21 protein-coding genes and 1 tRNA gene are annotated in these 18,379 nt (G+C 39.9%); 13 read left to right on the top strand and 9 right to left on the bottom strand.

The features are described 5' to 3' along the window. Positions 1–21 precede the first annotated feature (21 nt). From argF to QZZ23_RS10555, 3 genes are all read left to right on the top strand, one after another. Positions 22–927 (top strand): ornithine carbamoyltransferase, encoded by a 906-nt coding sequence (argF, locus tag QZZ23_RS10565; protein WP_292469821.1) that lies wholly within the window; start codon positions 22–24, stop codon positions 925–927. 77 nt (positions 928–1,004) lie between these two features. Next, positions 1,005–1,092: transfer RNA gene (locus QZZ23_RS10560), tRNA-Leu, on the top strand. A gap of 492 nt (positions 1,093–1,584) precedes the next feature. Then, complete coding sequence (locus tag QZZ23_RS10555) at positions 1,585–2,163, top strand: flavodoxin family protein (RefSeq protein ID WP_292469819.1); 579 nt, start codon at positions 1,585–1,587, stop codon at positions 2,161–2,163. A 59-nt stretch (positions 2,164–2,222) separates the two neighbouring features. Here the strand turns inward: QZZ23_RS10555 and QZZ23_RS10550 are convergent, their stop codons facing one another. Beyond that, the gene (locus QZZ23_RS10550) at positions 2,223–3,038 is read right to left on the bottom strand and encodes a hypothetical protein (protein WP_292469818.1); all 816 of its coding nucleotides are present in this window, start codon (positions 3,036–3,038) and stop codon (positions 2,223–2,225) included. Positions 3,039–3,220: 182 nt separating this feature from the next. On the opposite strand from QZZ23_RS10550, the gene thrC reads away from it, so the two are divergent. The 5 genes from thrC (at position 3,221) to QZZ23_RS10525 (ending at position 8,154) form a co-directional block, all read left to right on the top strand. Then, positions 3,221–4,564, top strand: coding sequence for a threonine synthase (gene thrC, locus QZZ23_RS10545; RefSeq protein ID WP_292469816.1), 1,344 nt, complete (start codon positions 3,221–3,223; stop codon positions 4,562–4,564). Between the two features lie 47 nt (positions 4,565–4,611). After that, positions 4,612–4,851, top strand: a complete 240-nt coding sequence (locus QZZ23_RS10540) for a DUF2769 domain-containing protein (RefSeq protein WP_366931346.1) — start codon at positions 4,612–4,614, stop codon at positions 4,849–4,851. 616 nt (positions 4,852–5,467) lie between these two features. Further along, positions 5,468–6,319 carry a GNAT family N-acetyltransferase gene (locus QZZ23_RS10535; protein WP_292469814.1) on the top strand — a complete coding sequence of 284 codons (852 nt, stop codon included), beginning with the start codon at positions 5,468–5,470 and terminating at the stop codon, positions 6,317–6,319. Between the two features lie 146 nt (positions 6,320–6,465). Then, on the top strand, positions 6,466–7,449 hold the full coding sequence (locus tag QZZ23_RS10530) for a DMT family transporter (RefSeq protein ID WP_292469813.1): 984 nt from the start codon (positions 6,466–6,468) through the stop codon (positions 7,447–7,449). Positions 7,450–7,716: 267 nt separating this feature from the next. Then, entirely contained in the window at positions 7,717–8,154 is a 438-nt protein-coding gene (locus QZZ23_RS10525; protein WP_292469810.1) for a phosphate-starvation-inducible PsiE family protein, read from the top strand. Positions 8,155–8,197: 43 nt separating this feature from the next. On the opposite strand, the gene QZZ23_RS10520 is transcribed toward QZZ23_RS10525, so the two are convergent. Beyond that, on the bottom strand, positions 8,198–10,234 hold the full coding sequence (locus QZZ23_RS10520) for a methyl-accepting chemotaxis protein (protein ID WP_292469808.1): 2,037 nt from the start codon (positions 10,232–10,234) through the stop codon (positions 8,198–8,200). Positions 10,235–10,501: 267 nt separating this feature from the next. Here QZZ23_RS10520 and QZZ23_RS10515 point away from each other — a divergent pair, with 267 nt between their 5' ends. From QZZ23_RS10515 to QZZ23_RS10505, 3 genes are all read left to right on the top strand, one after another. Next, on the top strand, positions 10,502–10,753 hold the full coding sequence (locus QZZ23_RS10515) for a hypothetical protein (RefSeq protein ID WP_292469806.1): 252 nt from the start codon (positions 10,502–10,504) through the stop codon (positions 10,751–10,753). A 3-nt stretch (positions 10,754–10,756) separates the two neighbouring features. Continuing rightward, positions 10,757–11,209, top strand: a complete 453-nt coding sequence (locus QZZ23_RS10510) for a hypothetical protein (protein ID WP_292469856.1) — start codon at positions 10,757–10,759, stop codon at positions 11,207–11,209. A gap of 113 nt (positions 11,210–11,322) precedes the next feature. Then, the gene (locus QZZ23_RS10505; RefSeq protein ID WP_292469804.1) at positions 11,323–11,754 is read left to right on the top strand and encodes a hypothetical protein; all 432 of its coding nucleotides are present in this window, start codon (positions 11,323–11,325) and stop codon (positions 11,752–11,754) included. A gap of 27 nt (positions 11,755–11,781) precedes the next feature. On the opposite strand, the gene QZZ23_RS10500 is transcribed toward QZZ23_RS10505, so the two are convergent. From QZZ23_RS10500 to QZZ23_RS10485, 4 genes are all read right to left on the bottom strand, one after another. Beyond that, the gene (locus QZZ23_RS10500; RefSeq protein WP_292469802.1) at positions 11,782–12,006 is read right to left on the bottom strand and encodes a hypothetical protein; all 225 of its coding nucleotides are present in this window, start codon (positions 12,004–12,006) and stop codon (positions 11,782–11,784) included. A gap of 121 nt (positions 12,007–12,127) precedes the next feature. Beyond that, on the bottom strand, positions 12,128–12,652 hold the full coding sequence (locus QZZ23_RS10495) for a PHP domain-containing protein (protein WP_292469854.1): 525 nt from the start codon (positions 12,650–12,652) through the stop codon (positions 12,128–12,130). 156 nt (positions 12,653–12,808) lie between these two features. Next, positions 12,809–13,144 (bottom strand): P-II family nitrogen regulator, encoded by a 336-nt coding sequence (locus QZZ23_RS10490; RefSeq protein WP_292469800.1) that lies wholly within the window; start codon positions 13,142–13,144, stop codon positions 12,809–12,811. A 10-nt stretch (positions 13,145–13,154) separates the two neighbouring features. Continuing rightward, entirely contained in the window at positions 13,155–14,351 is a 1,197-nt protein-coding gene (locus QZZ23_RS10485) for an ammonium transporter (protein ID WP_292469798.1), read from the bottom strand. 209 nt (positions 14,352–14,560) lie between these two features. Between QZZ23_RS10485 and QZZ23_RS10480 the strand changes: the two genes are divergently transcribed. Next, positions 14,561–14,764: a CDGSH iron-sulfur domain-containing protein gene (locus QZZ23_RS10480; RefSeq protein WP_292469795.1), complete on the top strand. Its 204-nt coding sequence runs from the start codon at positions 14,561–14,563 to the stop codon at positions 14,762–14,764. Positions 14,765–14,935: 171 nt separating this feature from the next. Then, entirely contained in the window at positions 14,936–16,273 is a 1,338-nt protein-coding gene (purB, locus tag QZZ23_RS10475; protein WP_292469793.1) for an adenylosuccinate lyase, read from the top strand. A gap of 18 nt (positions 16,274–16,291) precedes the next feature. Here purB and QZZ23_RS10470 read toward each other — a convergent pair whose 3' ends face one another. The 3 genes from QZZ23_RS10470 to QZZ23_RS10460 form a co-directional block, all read right to left on the bottom strand. Then, positions 16,292–16,501 (bottom strand): Hpt domain-containing protein, encoded by a 210-nt coding sequence (locus QZZ23_RS10470; RefSeq protein ID WP_292469852.1) that lies wholly within the window; start codon positions 16,499–16,501, stop codon positions 16,292–16,294. A gap of 70 nt (positions 16,502–16,571) precedes the next feature. Then, complete coding sequence (locus QZZ23_RS10465) at positions 16,572–17,018, bottom strand: response regulator (protein ID WP_292469850.1); 447 nt, start codon at positions 17,016–17,018, stop codon at positions 16,572–16,574. Between the two features lie 45 nt (positions 17,019–17,063). Beyond that, positions 17,064–18,023, bottom strand: a complete 960-nt coding sequence (locus QZZ23_RS10460) for an ATP-binding protein (RefSeq protein WP_292469791.1) — start codon at positions 18,021–18,023, stop codon at positions 17,064–17,066. Positions 18,024–18,379 lie beyond the last annotated feature (356 nt).

Genomic DNA, 18,379 nt, shown 5'->3' with positions numbered 1-18,379 from the left:
ATAACAGTGAGGGTTGATAGTATGAAACACCTGATTTCCATGGCTGACCTTTCTCATGATGAGATCGTTGAGTTACTCGATATGGCGGAAGACCTGAAGGAGAAACGTCTGAGGGGTAAGGTCACAGACCTCCTGAAGAATAAGAGCCTTGGTATGATATTCGAGAAGTCTTCTACACGTACTCGTGTCTCATTTGAGGTTGCAATGTGTGACCTTGGCGGGCATGGGCTGTACCTGAATCCAAGGGATATGCAGCTTGGACGCGGTGAGACTGTTGCAGACACTTCTGAGGTACTCTCAAGATATCTCTACGGTATCATTGCAAGGGTCTACAGTCATGAAACGGTAAAACAATTGGCAGAGCATTCTTCTATTCCTGTCATCAATGCACTTTCCGATAAGGAGCATCCGTGTCAGATACTTGCCGACCTTCTCACTATCCGTGAATACAAGAACAAGCTATCCGGCCTGAAATACGCATGGGTAGGCGATGGAAATAATGTGTGTAACTCAGCTATCATTGGCTGTGCTCTCATGGATATGGAAGCTGTGGTTGCCTGTCCTCCCGGATATGAGCCAGATGAGGACATTGTAGAACTTGCAAGGGAACTTGGTGGCAACATCACTATCACTAACGACCCGAATGAAGCTGCAAAGGACGCTGACATTATCTATGCGGATGTCTGGGTTTCCATGGGCGATGAGGATGAACGCGACAAACGCCTGAAAGACCTTGCACCATACCAGATCAACTCCGAACTGCTGGAGCATGCAAAACCCGATGTTATCGTCATGCACTGCCTTCCTGCACACCGCGGAGAGGAGATAAGTGCCGAGGTTATGGACGGCCCTCATTCTGTAGTATTTGACCAGGCTGAGAACCGCCTCCACGCCCAGAAAGCACTTTTACTGAAATTGCTGGCGTAATGCCAATCAGTTTCCTTCAAACTTTTTTCAAACACAAAGTTTAATTAGAAAAAGCGCTACTAACCATCATTCACAATGCGGGAGTTGCCCAGCCTGGCCAAAGGCGCTAGGTTCAGAGCCTAGTCTCGTAGGAGTTCATGCGTTCGAATCGCATCTCCCGCACCACGATACTTTTTTTATTAAACATTTCGGCTCTGTAGAAATCCTGCAAATTCCAACTTTAACTCAGCAATTTTCAATAACTGCATTATTTCAGTAGTGTTCAGAACGATAGCAAAAGAACGTGCCTCCTGCGGCGGTTGATAGCATAGTTCTTTGTTTGTCAATGATTTTTTGTAAAGCTATCAGAAACACGAAGGCGCAGGGGACAATATGTTTGACTACTCGTAAGTCATGAATAAATAAAACCATCCAAGAGAATCCGGTGAAGCCGGCACGATCAGATAAGATTAATAAAACAATCTGTTGTCTTTAACTCTGTTTCTGAATACTGGTAATTAAAAGCCGCGATGTTTCCCACAAAATTGATAGTTCCCAACCATAACATTTATGCACAATTGCATAAGCCATTCAAATAAGGGTTTCTACAGAACCCATTTTATCAATGTTCTTATCAAGGTAGACTCAATATAAGTCTCTTTAAATGAGGAAACCACCATGAAAGTCATCGCAATAAACGGAAGTCCACGTAAAGAAGGAAACACAGCCGCCCTCCTGAAAGAACTCACCAGCAAACTCGAAGCTGAAGGTATCGAGACCGAGACCATCAACATTGGTGGGAAGAAGGTCCATGGATGCACTGCATGCATGAAATGTTTCGAGAATAAGAACGATAAATGCGTTTTTGATGATGATGCCATCAATGAGTGTATCGCAAAGATGAAGGATGCCGATGGTATTGTCATAGGTTCTCCAACCTACTTCGCTGATGTCAACACAGAGACCAAGGCACTTATTGATCGTGCAGGGTTCGTATCTATTGCAAACGGTGGATTCTTTTCGAGGAAAGCCGGTGCTGCTGTAATTGCAGTTCGCAGAGCTGGTGCAGTACATGCTTATGATTCTATCAATCATCTCTTTGGGATAACCAACATGGTAACTGTGGGTTCCTCTTACTGGAACCTTGGTATTGGTTTAAATCCGGGGGATGTCAATGAGGATGCTGAAGGCATGCAGACCATGGCTAATCTTGCATCAAACATTGCATGGTTGCTGAAGAAGATAAATGCGGAATAAAGCTAAAGCACGATCAAAAAATAGATAATATGGCTAAGGCAGGTCAATTTACCATTGCCTTAGTCATCATAGATCCCATCGCCAGTAACCATACTTCCCTCTGCTGTTCTCCAGCCGTCCTGTGGTCCGTTCATCCGGATGATGATTCTGTCCTGGAAAGAGTTTGATCTCCATCCACCGACCCACCATTCATTTGCACCGTTCACCTCAACGCGGATATAAACACTGGTCTGGTTCGAGGAGTTGTATTGTGCGAATATCCTGCTTTCGTACTCATAGTATTCGGGTTCGATGTAGTCAGGAGTTGGTATGTCGTACGGTGGTTCTGAGCTGCTGAGCTTGTATTTTGGGAGCAGGACCAAGGCATTGTCTACAGGATCTTTTGTGTCAATGCTCTGGTTCACCTTTGTCATAATAGAAAAATCAACAGGCCAGATCACGGGTGTTTCCTCTGAGTATTCATGTGATTCTGTAGCTACAGAAACTTCGTTCTCTGAATCTTCATCTTCTTCTATAGCAATTGGTAGCGATTGATACCTTGGAATTATCTTGTCGTTAGTTATCGATAGCATGTTTCCATGTTCGGTTTCCACAATGCTGAAGTTCCATTCAGGAGCTTTATTATAGAAATCTCTGGAAATCATGTTCTCTCCAACAATCGATTTATTCTCAAAGGTTGGCAGTGGGACATACAGCATTACATTATCCAGAGGTCCGTTGGCTTCAATGGAAATATCATAGTTGTAGCTGCTCATGTATGACTCTTCGTTCTGGCTGCCACTCTCCACATATATCACTATCGATACAATGGAAATAATCATCAGTGCAGCTATTAGTAATGTGATTGTCTTTAATCTCCTGCCAAGTTTCTTCACTTTCTCTCAACCTTTGAATTCTTAAGAATGTCTCACTGTTGCATATTATTTAAATATGTAAGTGATAAGCCTACATGAGTAGTTGCTTTATGTGAATAGCAAGTTATTCATACTTATTTATCCTTTAAAGGTCATTATCTATCTATTATACTAATCCATATCAACTTAAATTCCTGATTACAATGAAACTCTACAGCACAAATCTAAATGCGCCGGAAGTGAGCTTTGAGGAAGCCCTTATCACCGGACTTGCACCGGACAGGGGGCTTTACATGCCACGTAGCCTTCCGACATTTACAAAGGAGGAGATCGATTCCTTCAAAGATGCACCGTATCCTGAGGTAGCTTACAGGGTACTGAGCAAGGTACTTGAGGGCGAGGTCGATGACAAGTCACTGAAAGCCCTCACCTATGACGCTTACAACTATGACGTCCCTCTTGAGAAAGTGGACGAGCAGACCTACATCATGAGACTTGACAGGGGACCAACTGCATCCTTCAAGGACTTCGCAGCCCGCATGATGGCAAGGCTCATGCAGTACTATCTTAGCAAGGAGAACCGGAGCCTGACAATTCTCACAGCCACATCCGGTGACACTGGTAGTGCTGTTGCAGATGCTTTCTACGGTCTTGATAACATCAAGGTCATCGTGCTCTTCCCTACAGATGAGGTATCCGACCGCCAGCGCAAGCAGATGACAACCCTGGGCAAGAACATCACCGCCATCTCAGTAGATGGTAAATTCGATGATTGCCAGGCAATGGTAAAGCAGGCATTTGCAGATGAGGATCTCAAGCGTATGAACCTCTCATCAGCAAACTCCATTAACATCGGTCGTCTGGTTCCACAATCCATCTATTATATCTACTCTTACGCAAAGCTTCGGAACTATCCTGAGGGCATCATATTCTCCATCCCATCCGGTAACTTCGGTAACATGATGGGCTGTGTTCTGGCAAGGACCATGGGTATCCCTGTGAAAAAGATAATTGCATCGGTCAATGAGAATGATGAGGTGCCAACCTTCCTGAGTACAGGAGGATACGAGAAGATAGTTCCTTCAAAGAATTGTCTCTCCAATGCTATGAATGTGGGACACCCAAGCAATATTGCAAGACTTATCGCTGTCTATGGTGGTGTCATGGACGAGACTGGTCATATCAGCAAAGAGCCTGATATGGAAAAGCTCAGAAGTGATATCCACTCAGGTTCTGTATCTGATGCCGAAACCAAGGCAACCATCAAAGAGATCTATGAAAAATATGGCATCCTTATTGAACCACATGGCGCAGTCGGAATCAAGGGACTTCTGGACTTCAGGGCAAAGACTGGTGACAATACTCTTGCAGTAACGCTGGAAACAGCAGACCCTGCAAAGTTCCCTGAGCATGTGAAAGCTGAGACCGGAGTTGAGCCTGAGCTTCCACAGAGCCTTAAAGAGATCGAGGCAAAGGAAGAATACATGGATTATCTTGGCACAGATTACCCTGATTTTAAGAAATACCTGCAGGAAAAGCTCGATTGAGTTTTTCTTCTTTAGTTTCTGATTATCTAAAGTCTTGAGGTGTTTTTCTGACAGAAGAGAAGTCGTGTTTATCAGAAAATCGTGGTAAGTATTTTGGGATATGCACGTCATATCATCATTCCAAAGGTTGCAATTGTCCTAAATGCCCTTCTTATCCAGAAACCGGAACTTTCATGTTCTGTTCTAAAGGTGCATATCCTGGGGCCGTGAAGAAAGGATGTATGTGTTCAGAATGCTTAATTCATGAGAAATTTGCTCTTACAGGGAAATACTTCTGCTCTGAATAATTTTCTTTGTCACTTATTGATGGTGTTTCTTGCGCTAAAAGTCACCTCATCATCATCATGCTCATTATATATCGTAGTGTAGATATATTTATATAGTTGGATAATGTAGTATTAATTGTGGCAAGAACTGCTAAGCAGCAAATGTCACAACGAAATATACCATTCGGTGGTACGATTTGGTATTCATCCCAACTCTCCCCGGTTAAAAAACGGAATTGGATTGCACGGAAATGCGTGTATGATGCTCTCCCCTCTGCATCTGAAAAACGAAAATGCATGCATTTCCTTCCTTCGGGTAAAATAGTGGAGTATGAGTGATTTGGGAATGGGGTTAAAAGTGCCTAAGTAGGCAGTGGAGTATGAGCGTATTCGGAGTGTTATTCCTGGGTGGTGGAATAACTTAGGAGTTATTGTCAACATTGTTGCCAATGGGGTTATTGGCAATAAATTATTTTTCAGTTTTTGCAGTTAATCTGGTTTAGTTTGTAGCGGTCATAGCTAATTCTTATTATATTATCATTGTTATATTCACGAGTGTTATATCTTACAATTTAGTATATTTCCAGCTAAAATTTATCTGTAACTATTTTTATATTAATTATGTAGGTGTTACTCGATGAGTGAAAACAGGGATTTCTATATTCGTACCATGACGCGTTCAGATGTCGATATTGCTATCAAGTGGGCAGAAACTGAAGGCTGGAATCCTGGTATAAATGATGCAGAGTGTTTTTACGCTGCAGATCCTTTCGGTTTCTTTATGGGCGAGCTTGAAGGTGAGCCTATATGTTGCATGTCAAATATCATTTATGATGACAGATTTGCTTTCGCTGGCTTTTATATTGTAAAACCTGAGTACAGAAATGAAGGATATGGAAGCAGACTTTTTGCTGAAGTCCTGTCTTATGCAGGCAACAGGAATATTGGTGCTGATGGGGTGGTGGAAATGCAGGAGAAGTATCAGCAAAGGTCTGGTTTTACTTTTGTTTACCGCAACATAAGGTTTGAAGGCATCGGAGGAGGAAAAGAGCCTGATGGGCTAGTTTCGTTTTCAGAAGTTCCTTTTGATGCTCTGATTGATTATGACAGTTTGCATTTCCCATCCCGCCGTGAGAATTTCCTGCGTTCATGGCTTTCCCAGAAAGAATGTAATTCATTTGTAAAACTTGACGATTCAGATTCAATTCTTGGGTATGGTGTCATAAGGTCATGTTTCACAGGTTCTAAAATAGGTCCGTTATTTGCTTCAAATCCTGAAATCGCTGAAGATATATTCAATGGTCTCCTATCCTCGGTCGGCGAAACACCTGTATTTTTTGATGTTCCTGAACCCAACAGGCAGGCATTGGCCATTGCAAATGCACATGGCATGTCCAGAGTTTTTGAAACCGGACGTATGTATACAAAAGAAGCTCCCAAGCTTCCGATTAACAATATTTTTGGTGTAACGAGTTTTGAATTAGGGTGATTGGTGGCTTTTTTTGTATTGTTTAATTAATTCTTTTTATTTATTATCTGGGTAGTCCATTTCAACTTATTTTGCTGTTATATATCTTCATGATTGTTTATTTAAGATTTCTTTATATAATATAGGGTTATTTCTGCAAAGCCAAGATGATATCTACTAAAAGCAGTAAATACTCTTATATTGAGCTTATAATATCATGTACTATCTTTGGAGCCAGTGGAATCTTTATTAAACATATTTATGATATGCAAATAGCTTCTATTATATTCTACAGGCTTATTTTTGGATTCTCAATGCTGTTTGCCTATTGTATTGTATTTAAGAAGTTTAATATTCTGCATTTGAACAAGAAAAAGCGCTTTATTCTTTTAATTGCAATCTTTAACGTTTTAACGCTTTATACTTACTTCAGTTCTATCCAATATGCAGGTATTTCTATTGCTGTCCTGCTTCTTTACACTGCACCTGTATATGTTACTCTGTTATCTCCCCTTTTTTTAAAAGAGAAGATTACAAAGCGCGGTATGCTCTCATTGTCAATATCAATAACCGGAATACTTATGATTATACTTCCTGGCAGCACTGCAGCCGGATATGATGGTCGTTTTCTCATTGGTATTATTATGGGTATCCTCTCAGGTATTTCTTACAGTGGCACAATAATGACAGTAAGTTATCTCAAAGATGAATACTCAGGCTTCACCCAGTTGTTCTGGTCGACTTTTATCAGTCTGCTTATATTGCTACCTTTTGGAAGTATGATTCCTGCAGATGTACTTTTCATGAACCTGCACACCCTTATTCTCTTCGGACTTATAACAACGGCTTTTGCTTCAGTCCTCTATCTTAACAGTGCTGCTAAAATAAGGGCTCAGACTGTAAGTGTACTTGCATTACTTGAACCCGTAAGTGGTATTGTTTTTGGCTTCCTGTTTCTCCATGAGCCAATATTTATGAATACTATTCAGGGATGCTTTTTCATAGTACTTGGTGCATTCATTCTTTTAATTGAACCGGGAACCTCAGGTATTTTGCCACTGAAAAGCTCAAGTTTATATTTGTATGTAATTGGCAGGGGTAATACACTGAAAAAACCGTCTATGTATGGTTTATGGCTTTTCAAAAAATAGGGGTACACTTCTTCAACAGAACACAAAGCTGCAACAATTTCTTATCTATTAAAATCAGCAGTAATCTTTTCTAATAAAGGTCTGATTTGCAGTATTAATAATATGTGTACAAGTTTCCTGGATTCTATATTTTTTCTATATGTAGCAATAATTATTTGGATTAAAAGAATAAAGTACTTAACCCAGGTCTTACTAAACTGAATGATGTTTCTGTGTTATTTTATTATATTGATATTTTAAATATATGGACTTCCAGTGGTGAGCAGTGTGATAATTAAATACATAAACCTTTTTCAGACTATTATCATAAAAGCAGTAATTGTGATGATGGCACTTGTTATTCTCAGTGCGACACTGGAGATTGGATGGATAGTTATTAGAGATATGCTGAATCCTCCCGTTTTTTTGATCGGTGTGGACCAAATACTGGATGTATTCGGCCTGTTCTTCCTTGTTATCATAGGTATAGAATTGCTGGAGACCGTTAAGATGATAATCGTGGAATCATCAATGAATGTGGATGTCATCATTCTTGTAGGTGTCACGGCCATTGTCCGAAAAGTAATGATAATCGACATCAAGAATACAGATCCTTTTTTCCTTATGGGTCTGGGTGTGCTCATTATTGCACTTGCAGCAGCTTATTATCTAGTAAGTAGCTCTGAAAAGGAGTTTAAGTGTACACTTGATTATGAGAAAGAATAAAAAAGAAGATGAAAGTGAGGGCTCATTGAACCCCTTATTCACTTTAAAATTTGAATTTATCCAGCTTTGCTTTCAGTGCATCTGCAAGTTCAGACAATTCTCTTGTTGATTCTGTGAACTCTGTTATGGATGATGTCTGCTCTTCAACAGCTGCAGATACTTCCTGTGTTCCGGCAGCTGATGACTCCGATATGGATGATATTTCTTCCACGGATGCAGTGACTTCCTGGATCGATGCAGATTGCTCTTGTGCGGCAGCAGCAATATCCTGTGCCATACCTGCAACTTTTCCACCACCCTCTACTATTTTTTTAACAGCATCTACTGTTTCCTGAAGTGCTTTTGCACCACCTGCAATGGTTCCGGTTCCCTTCTCTACTGTCACAACAGCTTCTTCTGTCCTTTGTTGTATCTCAAGGATCAGCTTTGATATCTGTTGTGCAGCGTTTCCTGAGTTCTCAGCAAGTTTTCTTACTTCGTCGGCAACAACTGCAAATCCTCTTCCATGTTCACCTGCCCTAGCTGCTTCTATTGCAGCATTGAGTGCTAGCAGGTTGGTCTGGTCTGCAACATTTGTGATAAGCTCTACTATTTCACTAATTTCTCTTGATTTAACATCCAGTTCCCTTATAACATTTGCTGATTGTACTGCGGAATTTTGTATTTCATCCATCTGAATAAGAAGTGTTTCTGATTGGATTCCCACTTCCTGTATGAGCTGGCTTGCCTTTGTTGCAGTTTCTGCAGCAACCTGGGCACTTGAAGCAATATCCTGGACATTGTATGTCATATCTGCCATTGCACGTGATGTTTCTTCAGTTTTTATTGATTGTCCCTGAGCACCACTGGCTATTTCACCAATTGTCTTGGATATCTGGTTGCTCACCGATTCCATTTCTATTGATGATGAAAGCATACTACTTGAGTTCCCGGTTACCTTGATTACGCTTTGTTCAATTTCGAGTACAAGCTCATTAAGATTTTTTGCCATCATATCTATTGCAGAGGATAATTGCCCGATCTCGTCTCTTGAATTACTTTGAAGAGTTATTGTCAGGTCTCCTTGTGCTATATTGTTGGCAGCAGTAACCATATTTTCAAGAGGGTCGGTGATCGATTTTGAAAATCTCCTTGCAGCAAAAAAACCTGCTACTATAAGGATAAGTATCACTGCGATCAATGTGTTTCTTATGGATCTGATTCCTTCTGTGAACTCGTCGAGGTAGCTCCCGGATGCTATAATCCATTCTCTGGGTTCGTAGTAGGAATAAGCTACTACCTTTTCCCTCCCTTCCCATTCGTATGAGAGGTAACCTTCTTTGTTTTCAATCATTTCTTTTGCAAAATCATATTCATAGATACTTTCACCCTCTTTATTAGGATGCAATATCAGATTACCTTCTGTGTCCATTATGTATAAGTATCCTGTTTTGCCGACAACAAGCTTTTCCATGTGCTCTTTTATTTGATTGATAAAGGGCTCTTCCAAAACACCAACATAAAGAATACCTATTACATTTCCTGAATTATCTTTAATGGGTTCATATGCTGTCATGTACCATGCGTTAACAACCCAGGCTCTTCCATAGAAGGTTTCCCCTTTATTGACAACTGCATCATATACTGGTTGGGATACAGTAGTGCCAACTGCTCTGGTTCCGTCGTCAGTTATTACATTAGTAGATATCCTTACAGCCTCTTTGTTTTGTACCTGGAATACGGTAGCTGTTCCACCAACCATGTTTTTGATGTTATCAACTATTTCAAAGTTGTTATTAATAACATAATCTTCTCCAAGTACCATTTGTTCGTCAACTATCTTCGGAGTACCTTTTGAATAAAAAGTGGCCCTTGCAACTCCTAGATCACTATTTACTTTGTCCTGTGCAAGAGATAATGTTGAGCCAATGTAATCATTCTCTATTTGTACCTGCTCTTCAAGTTTATTTTGTATCTCATCTGAAATGCTGTTGCTTGCCTGTTCATAGGCATATGTGCCTACAAGAAGAACGGGTATTATAGCAGCTATTAGTGTAAATATTAGCAATTTACGCCCAATTGAAATGTCTTTGTATCTCATGTTACCCTTCCATAATCACCATTTAATATATTATTCAGTAGTTTGTAAATAATAATAGTAATAGCAATAATAATAATAATAATAATAATAATAATAATAATATTAATGATGATATATATGAATCTGTACATTACTGTTATTTTGTGTGTCAAATATGCTTGCTAAGCAAAAAATAATAATTAATATTCATTCCTTCTAAATTTGAATGCTGTTTTTAGAACAAACCAAAAGCTTTAAAGCTAACATTCTATTCGGGTTAGGATAATTATGAAAATACATTGTCTGTTACATTTAGAATTCGAAACTCTTGGCAATATCAAAGAATGGGCTTGCAGTAATGATCACTCTATAGCTGTGACCATGCCGTACATTACTTCCACCTTTCCGCAAACAGACGAATTTGATCTGCTCATAATAATGGGCGGTTTGATGAGTGTCTATCAGGAAGAAGAATATCCATGGTTAAAGGAGGAAAAGAAATTTGTTAAAACTGCTATCGAATCCGGTAAAGCCGTCTGAGGTATATGTTTTGGAGCACAGATAATAGCAGAATTATTGGGGGGTAAAGGGTCACAAAGCCCACTTAAGGAAATTGGCTGGCATAAATTTTGTTCACTTGATGTATTTCAGACAGGTACTCTGTTTCATATTTCTGGGGAAATTAATACTTTCCAATGGCATGGTGATACCTTCAGTCTTCCAAAGGGTGCAAAACGTCTTTTTGAAATTGAAGCATGCCCAGAGCAGGTTTTCATCTATGGGGATAATGTGCTTGCATTGCAGTTTCACCCCGAAGTCAATGAGGGATGTGTGGACAGTCTGATTACAAACTGCATCTCTGATCTTGCAGAAGGTATTTACGTGCAATCCGAAAATCAAATATGTGGCAGGGATGATTTGATCAAGTCTTCTTCTTACCTGATGTTTACAATACTTGACTGGTTCGAAGAGAACATCAGAAGTAAAGCAAAGTAAAAGTGTTTTATATTTGTTATTGCTCTAATTTCATTTAAGGAGGTTTTGTTCTGGATTGTGAAACGGATATTAAGGATGAATTTAAAGATAAATCTAAGGATAAATTAGAACAGATGCGTCAATTGTGTAAGACTCGCCCGTTGAAATATTCAGACCTTGACCATCTCAAAAAAGGCTCTACAGAGTTTCTTCACCAGGCCGGATATTCTATAGAAGAAATTGCAGATGCACTTGATATGGGCGTGAGGGATATTGGGAACAACCTTAAAGGGACAGGTTTTGCACTGGATTACAAGAGAATATCCAAATTTGAAGATAGTTTGCCTGACAGCATTGGTGATACTATTACTATCAATGTCCCTTCATGGGGAAATGAAGGTGAAGAGCTTTGTTTTAAAGCAAAGGTTATTCAATGTATTCCGCGTGGTGGAGGATGTGGTCTCTCAGTTGTTCTTTTGGAAGATACAAAATTTGAGATTCCTCTTTTTGGTGCGAAGAAGAATGGTGATGAGATAGTTGTTCCTCTGGAATGGTATGTCCGGTAAGGCTAAATTTACAGGAAACTGAAAAAGTCATGCCAATATTTGTTGTCTTATATGTTCATTGCTGATATTACTAAGTTGACCGAACAGTTCCTGCAGTTTGAATCTGGAATCTGTATTGAATTCCCCACGCTGACAACGTCCTGTTCTTCCAGGTCCATGAAAATCAGACCCACCGGTCATCAAAAGTCCCTGCTTTGAACATATTTCATGCATCATGTGAACCTGTTCTTTGCTGCTTTTAGCATAAAACACCTCTAATCCATCGAGTTCGCATCTTATGAGTGACTCTGATATATATGGCAAAAATGGCAGGTCATTTGTTTGTTCCAGTGTTCTTAAGATATGTGCACAAACAGCTTTTCCACCTGCACTATTATTGTTTTGATTGCCTTTTAGCGGATAATTTCTGCATCACTGTATCGATGGGTGATTTTTCAGACAACCAGTTGATATGAAAATCGTAGTTACTGACATTTTTATTGACTACCGACCTTGTAATATCATGTTTGGTGATAATACCTTTACTACTATCTATTATGTAATAGTCGATTTCCCAGCCAAACGACTCCAGAGCTGAACAGACCTTCCTGGAGTAATTCCTGGCATTTTCCTTTGCATGGTCTGTTAGTTTAAGAAGGCTGTAATCATCAGGGTCGATATCATATCCGAGAATGTGTATTTCAATATTGGAAAATTCCATTTCAGTTGTTAATTCAATACCTGCTATTAAGTCAATGTTTTGTTTTTCACATTCCCTTCTTGCAAACTCAAGTCCTTCAACAGTATCATGATCAGTTATGCTAAGAGCACGTAATCCTGTTCTTTTAGCCAGTGTTACTACTTCTTTAGGCAAGAGATCTCCATCAGAATAGCATGTATGGGTATGAAAATCTACGATATTTTTGTTAATCCTTATGTTCTCTCCTCAGTTAAGAGTCATGGGTAATTGCTCATTAGAATGTGGGAATATATAATTAATCTATATATAATATATTGATGCCTGCAAATATATAGGGCTAGGTAAAAAAAGGAGAATATGAGGAATTACCTCATATTATTCGGACACTATCTCGTCATCATTTCTGATTGCAGCTACCAGCTCTATCGGAGACACGAAAATCTTTCCATCACCGAATTTGCCGGTTCTTGCACTTGCTCTTATGGTCTTGATTATGGGTCTTACATCATCATCACCCACGACCATTTCTATCTCGGTTTTCGGAATCATGTCTACAACGATCTGTTTTCCTCTGTACTGGAGGCAGATACCTTTCTGTGCACCACGGCCTTTGACCTGGGTAACGGTCATTGGAAAGTAGCCTTTTTCTTCAAGTGCTGCCTTTACATCTTCCAGCTTCTCCGGGCGAATAATTGCTTTAATTGTCTTCATTCATATCACCTCAGGCTGTTGTGGATTCTCCATGCTGGGATATATCAAGCCCAACATATTCTTCTTCTTCGGTTACACGTAGTCCCATTACCTTGTCCACGATTTTGGCAATTATGAATGTCATTACGAATGCATATAGTATAGCAGCGGAAGCATCAATAAGTTGTATCAGGAACTGATGTGTGTTTCCGTAGATCAGTCCGTCAACTCCGCCAATGGCTGCGCTTGCAAATATTCCGGTTGCAAGTGCTCCCCATAAGCCTCCCATTCCATGAATTGCCCATGCATCAAGACTCTCATCAAGTCCCTTACGTACACGGAATAGCAGTGCTCCGTAACAGAGAAGTCCGGCAAATCCCCCGATTATGATGGCGGACATAGGTCCGACAAAACCGCAGGCTGGTGTGATAGCTACAAGACCGGCGACAGCTCCACTGATAAGGCCCAGGGAACTTGGTTTACCCTTGATCCATGATGCTCCCATCCAGGTAATTGCTCCGGATGCTGCAGAGATGTTGGTTACTACAAGCGCATTGACTGCAAGTCCATTTGCTGCAAGTGCGCTTCCTGCATTGAATGCAAACCATCCGAACCAGAGAAGTGATCCACCAAGGAGAGTTGTTGTAATGTTCTCGGCTTCCATGCTGTATTTTCCGAATCCTGAACGCTTACCGATGACGATTGCAAGTGCTAAAGCTCCAAATCCTGAGCTGATGTGTACTACGGTACCACCTGCAAAGTCAAGAGCACCCAGTTCTCCAGCCCAGCCGCCTCCCCATGCCCAGTGGGCGAGAGGGTCATAGACCAGGGTAGTCCAGAGTAATCCGAGGACTATAAAGGAACTTAGTTTAACACGCTCGGCAATTCCTGATGTGAGGATTGCCAGTGTGATTCCTGCAAAAACAAGTTGGAACATCATGAACAACATGTCAGGGATTCCTTCTCCTTCCATTCCTACACCTGTAAGGCCTATGTAGTCCAGACCGCCAATGAATCCTGATATGTCATGACCAAAAGAGAGGCTGTAGCCGATTGTAACCCATTGAATACTTACAATAGCAAAGGCAATGAACGACATAGCTATCATGGATATTATGTTCTTACTACGCACCATTCCGCCATAAAAGAGTCCTACTCCCGGGGTCATGAGCATGACCATGGCGGTACAGATGATGATAAATGCTGTATCTCCTGTGTCGAGTACCAATTACATCACCTGTTTGTTTGATTTATATTCTGTTATCTGTTCCATAGTTCCACCTATGTTTATATATTATAATTCGGATGTCTGTAATACTATTCCCTCTTCCGATATACTACTATTTAAATAACTCGGTTTGACTTACTCGCAGTCTTATTTTTTAATTAACATATACTTATTTATTCAGAAAATACAATGAATATTGGGTTTAAAATATGAGCACAAAAGAAGAAGCATCTATTGAAGTCAGCAAAAATGGTCCGTATATCATCAAAAATGTGAAATATCTTGCCAACTCAAAAGGCGATAACCTGGAAACACAGCCTGTCATGGCACTTTGCAGATGCGGTTCATCAAAGAACAAGCCTTTTTGTGATGGTTCTCACATTGAAAGTGGCTTTAAGGATGAAAAGAACTAATCCGGTTAAGGCATTGCTATCATTTTTTACTTTTTTATTCATACAAAGCCTATTTATTGGTAGATTAACTATACCAAAAGCATATCGTTAATTTGAATGCTATCTATAATAGATTATTATATCGACGATATAGTGTCTGTTATTCATATCAAGATCATGGAGATTCAATAAATGGCAATCCACCCTATAGAATACCGTTACGGAACAGACGAAATGAAATTTGTCTGGAGCGAGGCAAACCGCCTGGAAAAAATCATGAAAGCTGAGGCTGCACTTGCCAGAGCTGAAGCTGATATAGGAATGATACCCAAGGAAGCTGCAGATATCATAGAGAACAGCATTGGTTCTGTGGAACTTGAAAGGGTAAAGGAGATTGAGGATGAGATACACCACGATATGATGGCAATTGTGATCGCCATATCCGAAAAATGCGAAGATGATGCCGACAAGTGGGTACACTTTGGTGCCACATCAAATGATATGCTTGATACTGCAACAGGTCTCCAGTTAAAGGATGCTGCGAAGATCCTTGAAGACAAGATCCACAAACTGTTGGATGTACTTCTTATTCAGGCAGATACTCATAAGAATCTTGTATGTGCCGGAAGGACACACGGACAGATTGGTGTTCCAACAACCTATGGATTGAGGTTTGCTATCTGGGCATCCGAAGTTGCAAGGCACATTGAGCGTCTCGAACAGCTCAAACCACGCCTGATAGTCGGTCAGATGACGGGTGCTGTAGGTACCCAGGCCGCATTTGGTAAAGATGGAATTGAGATTCAGAAAAGAGTTATGCAGTACCTTGAGATTGGCTCAGTAGATGTTTCAAACCAGATCATCCAGAGGGACCGCCATGCAGAATTTGTCATGTGGATGGCAAATACCGTAACAACTCTTGACAAAATAGCTGTGGAGATACGCACACTTCAGAGAAGTGAAATTGCTGAGGTTGAAGAAAGTTTCAGGAAAAAGCAGGTTGGCTCTTCCACAATGCCACATAAGCGTAACCCTATCAAGTCCGAACAGATATGTGGCCTTGCAAGGATAGTACGCGCAATGATAGAACCGGAACTCCAGAACAACACGCTCTGGGATGAAAGGGATTTGACAAACTCCTCATGTGAAAGAATTGTTTTCCCTGAAGCATGTGTGCTTACAGACCATATAATAAAACTTGCAATCGGAGTTATAGAGAACTTGCGTTTCTATCCGGAGAATATCCGCCGCAACCTTAATCTTCTTAAAGGTCTGAACATGGGTGAGGCTGTAATGATAGAACTTGCAAAACGTGGCGTTGGTCGTCAGGAAGCTCACGAGCTTGTACGCTCCAGTGCAATGGAAGCCCACGATACCGGAGCTTATTTCAAGGATGTATTGCTGGCAAACCCGGATGTTGCAAACTACCTGAGTGAAGAGGATATTATCAACCTTGTAGACCCGGACAGGTACATCGGTACTGCTGTGGAACAGGTTGAGGCAGTAGTTACGAAACTGAAGAGGAATTGATTCCTCTCTTTTATTATTTTATTTTTCAATATCCTGTTTTACAATTTCAATTTCGTTTTTCATTTGTTCCTGCAGATAGGGAACAATTTCTCCATTTACTTCAATAGCTTCTTCAAGTTCCTTTGCCAGATTGCCGAGAATATTAAAATTTATATTAAGTGTAGTTCCTTTCATCTTATGGGCATGAGCTTTTACTCCCTGTACATCTCTATTTGAAAAGTCTGTTATTATATATTCAAGGTTAGATCAAATGGATCCAATTGCCATGGAAGTTAACATGCAGTATACTTTCTTATTTTTATTTATTGCTTCTTATAATTTTCTTTGTCGAAATGGAAAGGTTCAATGGCAGCGCATCGTTTTCTTCACTTCTATTGATTTCAATCATGAAAAGCCATTTATCCAGAATATGTTGGAGCATACTGGAAACAATGGGTTTGGTAATCTGATCATCCATACCTGTTTCCAGACAGCGTTCCTTTTCACCCTTGAATGCATTTGCATTAATGGCTATAATTGGAGTACGTGTTCTATTTTGAGAATCAAGTTTTCTAATCTCCTGTGTGGCGTCATACCCATCCATTTCAGGCATTTGTATGTCCATTAATATTAGATCTGGCTTATTTTCCTTGAATATTCGAACGACCTCTTTTCCAGTCCATGCCTTCAAAATTTCTGCTTTCGGTAGTAATCTGGAAACGATGATTGAAGCTAATTCCATATCTGTTTGATTGTCTTCAGCTATTAATATGGAATATTTTAATTTCTTTTTCTCTTCTATGAGGGCTTTTCAGGAATTTTCAGGAATATCTATGAGAATTGATTTTTCCTCTTTTTTTACGGGAAGAACGATCGTAAAATAAAATGTGCTTCCTTTTCCAACTTCACTTTCAAGCTCCAGTTTTGATCCCATCATTTCCAGAAGTCTGTTTGAGATGGTTAGTCCAAGTCCGGTTCCGCCAGATCTGCGGTTTATAGATCCCTCTTCCTGTGAAAAAGAATCGAATATTTTGCCTATGTTCTCTTCTGCAATTCCTATTCCTGTATCTTTTACTGAGAATGTTAATCCAATCTCATGTGTGTTATCAGGAATTGTGAAAGTTTCTATTTTTAGTTCAATCTCTCCCTTCTCTGTGAATTTAATTGCATTACTTAATAGATTGATAAGTATCTGTCTTAACCTTAGATTATCCACAATAATATGTTGTGGTATGTCAGAGACTATGTTTAATTTAAGTTCTAGTTCTTTTTCATGAGCTTTGTATTTTACAACATCTTTAATTTGATAAAGCAGCTCTGTAAGCTCTGTTATTTCCGGGTCAAGTTCCAGTCTACCCGCTTCTATTTTTGAGAAGTCCAGTACATCATTGACCATATCAAGCAGTGTATTTGCTGATGTATACACTATTTTCATGTAGTGGGATTGGGACTCTGTAGGCTCAGTTTCCATTAGTATATCTGAAAAGCCAATAACTCCATTGAGAGGTGTGCGGATCTCATGGCTCATATTGGCAAGGAATTCACTTTTGGCACGATTTGCCATTTCTGCCTGAGCGGCCATATTTTTTGCACGGTATGTGGTTTCCTCAAGATATCTGTTTGTTTCAAGCAGTGTTTCTTCTGCTTTTTTCTTCCCTGTGATATCTCGAAGGACTTCTGCTATATTCTTATCTTTACAGGTTACTTCGAGAGTTTCTCTGTTGTAACGCTTGCCGTGACATACTTCACACGGGACGTAAACATCAGGCAAAAAAGTACATTTATGCCAATTTTGATGCGATAAATGCACTGATATTAAGGCAAAAATGGGCAAAATCGTGTAATTTAGCATCAAATTGTTAAAACTGTCAAATAGTTTTTCCTGACAAAAAAATGAACATTTGGGTTGAAAGAGAAGATATTCTCTTCATCAATAGTGATAACTGTCAAACTGGGGATTGAACAATAAAATTAAAACTGCCTTTAAAAGGTCTTATGGTCTGAAAACGGAAAAATATAGGAATACTATGATTTTTATGGCAGGAAAATTACATTACTGACTCGATGTTAAAGAGAACAAAAAAGAAAAAAAGATGGCGCAAAATATGCGCCTCAATTTACAATTTC

It is taken from the genome of Methanolobus sp. (assembly GCF_016278385.1).
Taxonomy (GTDB): domain Archaea; phylum Halobacteriota; class Methanosarcinia; order Methanosarcinales; family Methanosarcinaceae; genus Methanolobus.
This window is presented reverse-complemented; position numbering and strand designations above follow the sequence as displayed.

Coding starts and splice junctions, on each gene's coding strand:
- QZZ23_RS10520 (WP_292469808.1), bottom strand. CDS start 10,234: ATGAGATACAAAGACATTTCAATTGGGCGTAAATTGCTAATATTTACA.
- QZZ23_RS10535 (WP_292469814.1), top strand. CDS start 5,468: ATGAGTGAAAACAGGGATTTCTATATTCGTACCATGACGCGTTCAGAT.
- argF (WP_292469821.1), top strand. CDS start 22: ATGAAACACCTGATTTCCATGGCTGACCTTTCTCATGATGAGATCGTT.
- purB (WP_292469793.1), top strand. CDS start 14,936: ATGGCAATCCACCCTATAGAATACCGTTACGGAACAGACGAAATGAAA.
- QZZ23_RS10505 (WP_292469804.1), top strand. CDS start 11,323: ATGCGTCAATTGTGTAAGACTCGCCCGTTGAAATATTCAGACCTTGAC.
- QZZ23_RS10480 (WP_292469795.1), top strand. CDS start 14,561: ATGAGCACAAAAGAAGAAGCATCTATTGAAGTCAGCAAAAATGGTCCG.
- QZZ23_RS10555 (WP_292469819.1), top strand. CDS start 1,585: ATGAAAGTCATCGCAATAAACGGAAGTCCACGTAAAGAAGGAAACACA.
- thrC (WP_292469816.1), top strand. CDS start 3,221: ATGAAACTCTACAGCACAAATCTAAATGCGCCGGAAGTGAGCTTTGAG.
- QZZ23_RS10515 (WP_292469806.1), top strand. CDS start 10,502: ATGAAAATACATTGTCTGTTACATTTAGAATTCGAAACTCTTGGCAAT.
- QZZ23_RS10490 (WP_292469800.1), bottom strand. CDS start 13,144: ATGAAGACAATTAAAGCAATTATTCGCCCGGAGAAGCTGGAAGATGTA.
- QZZ23_RS10530 (WP_292469813.1), top strand. CDS start 6,466: ATGATATCTACTAAAAGCAGTAAATACTCTTATATTGAGCTTATAATA.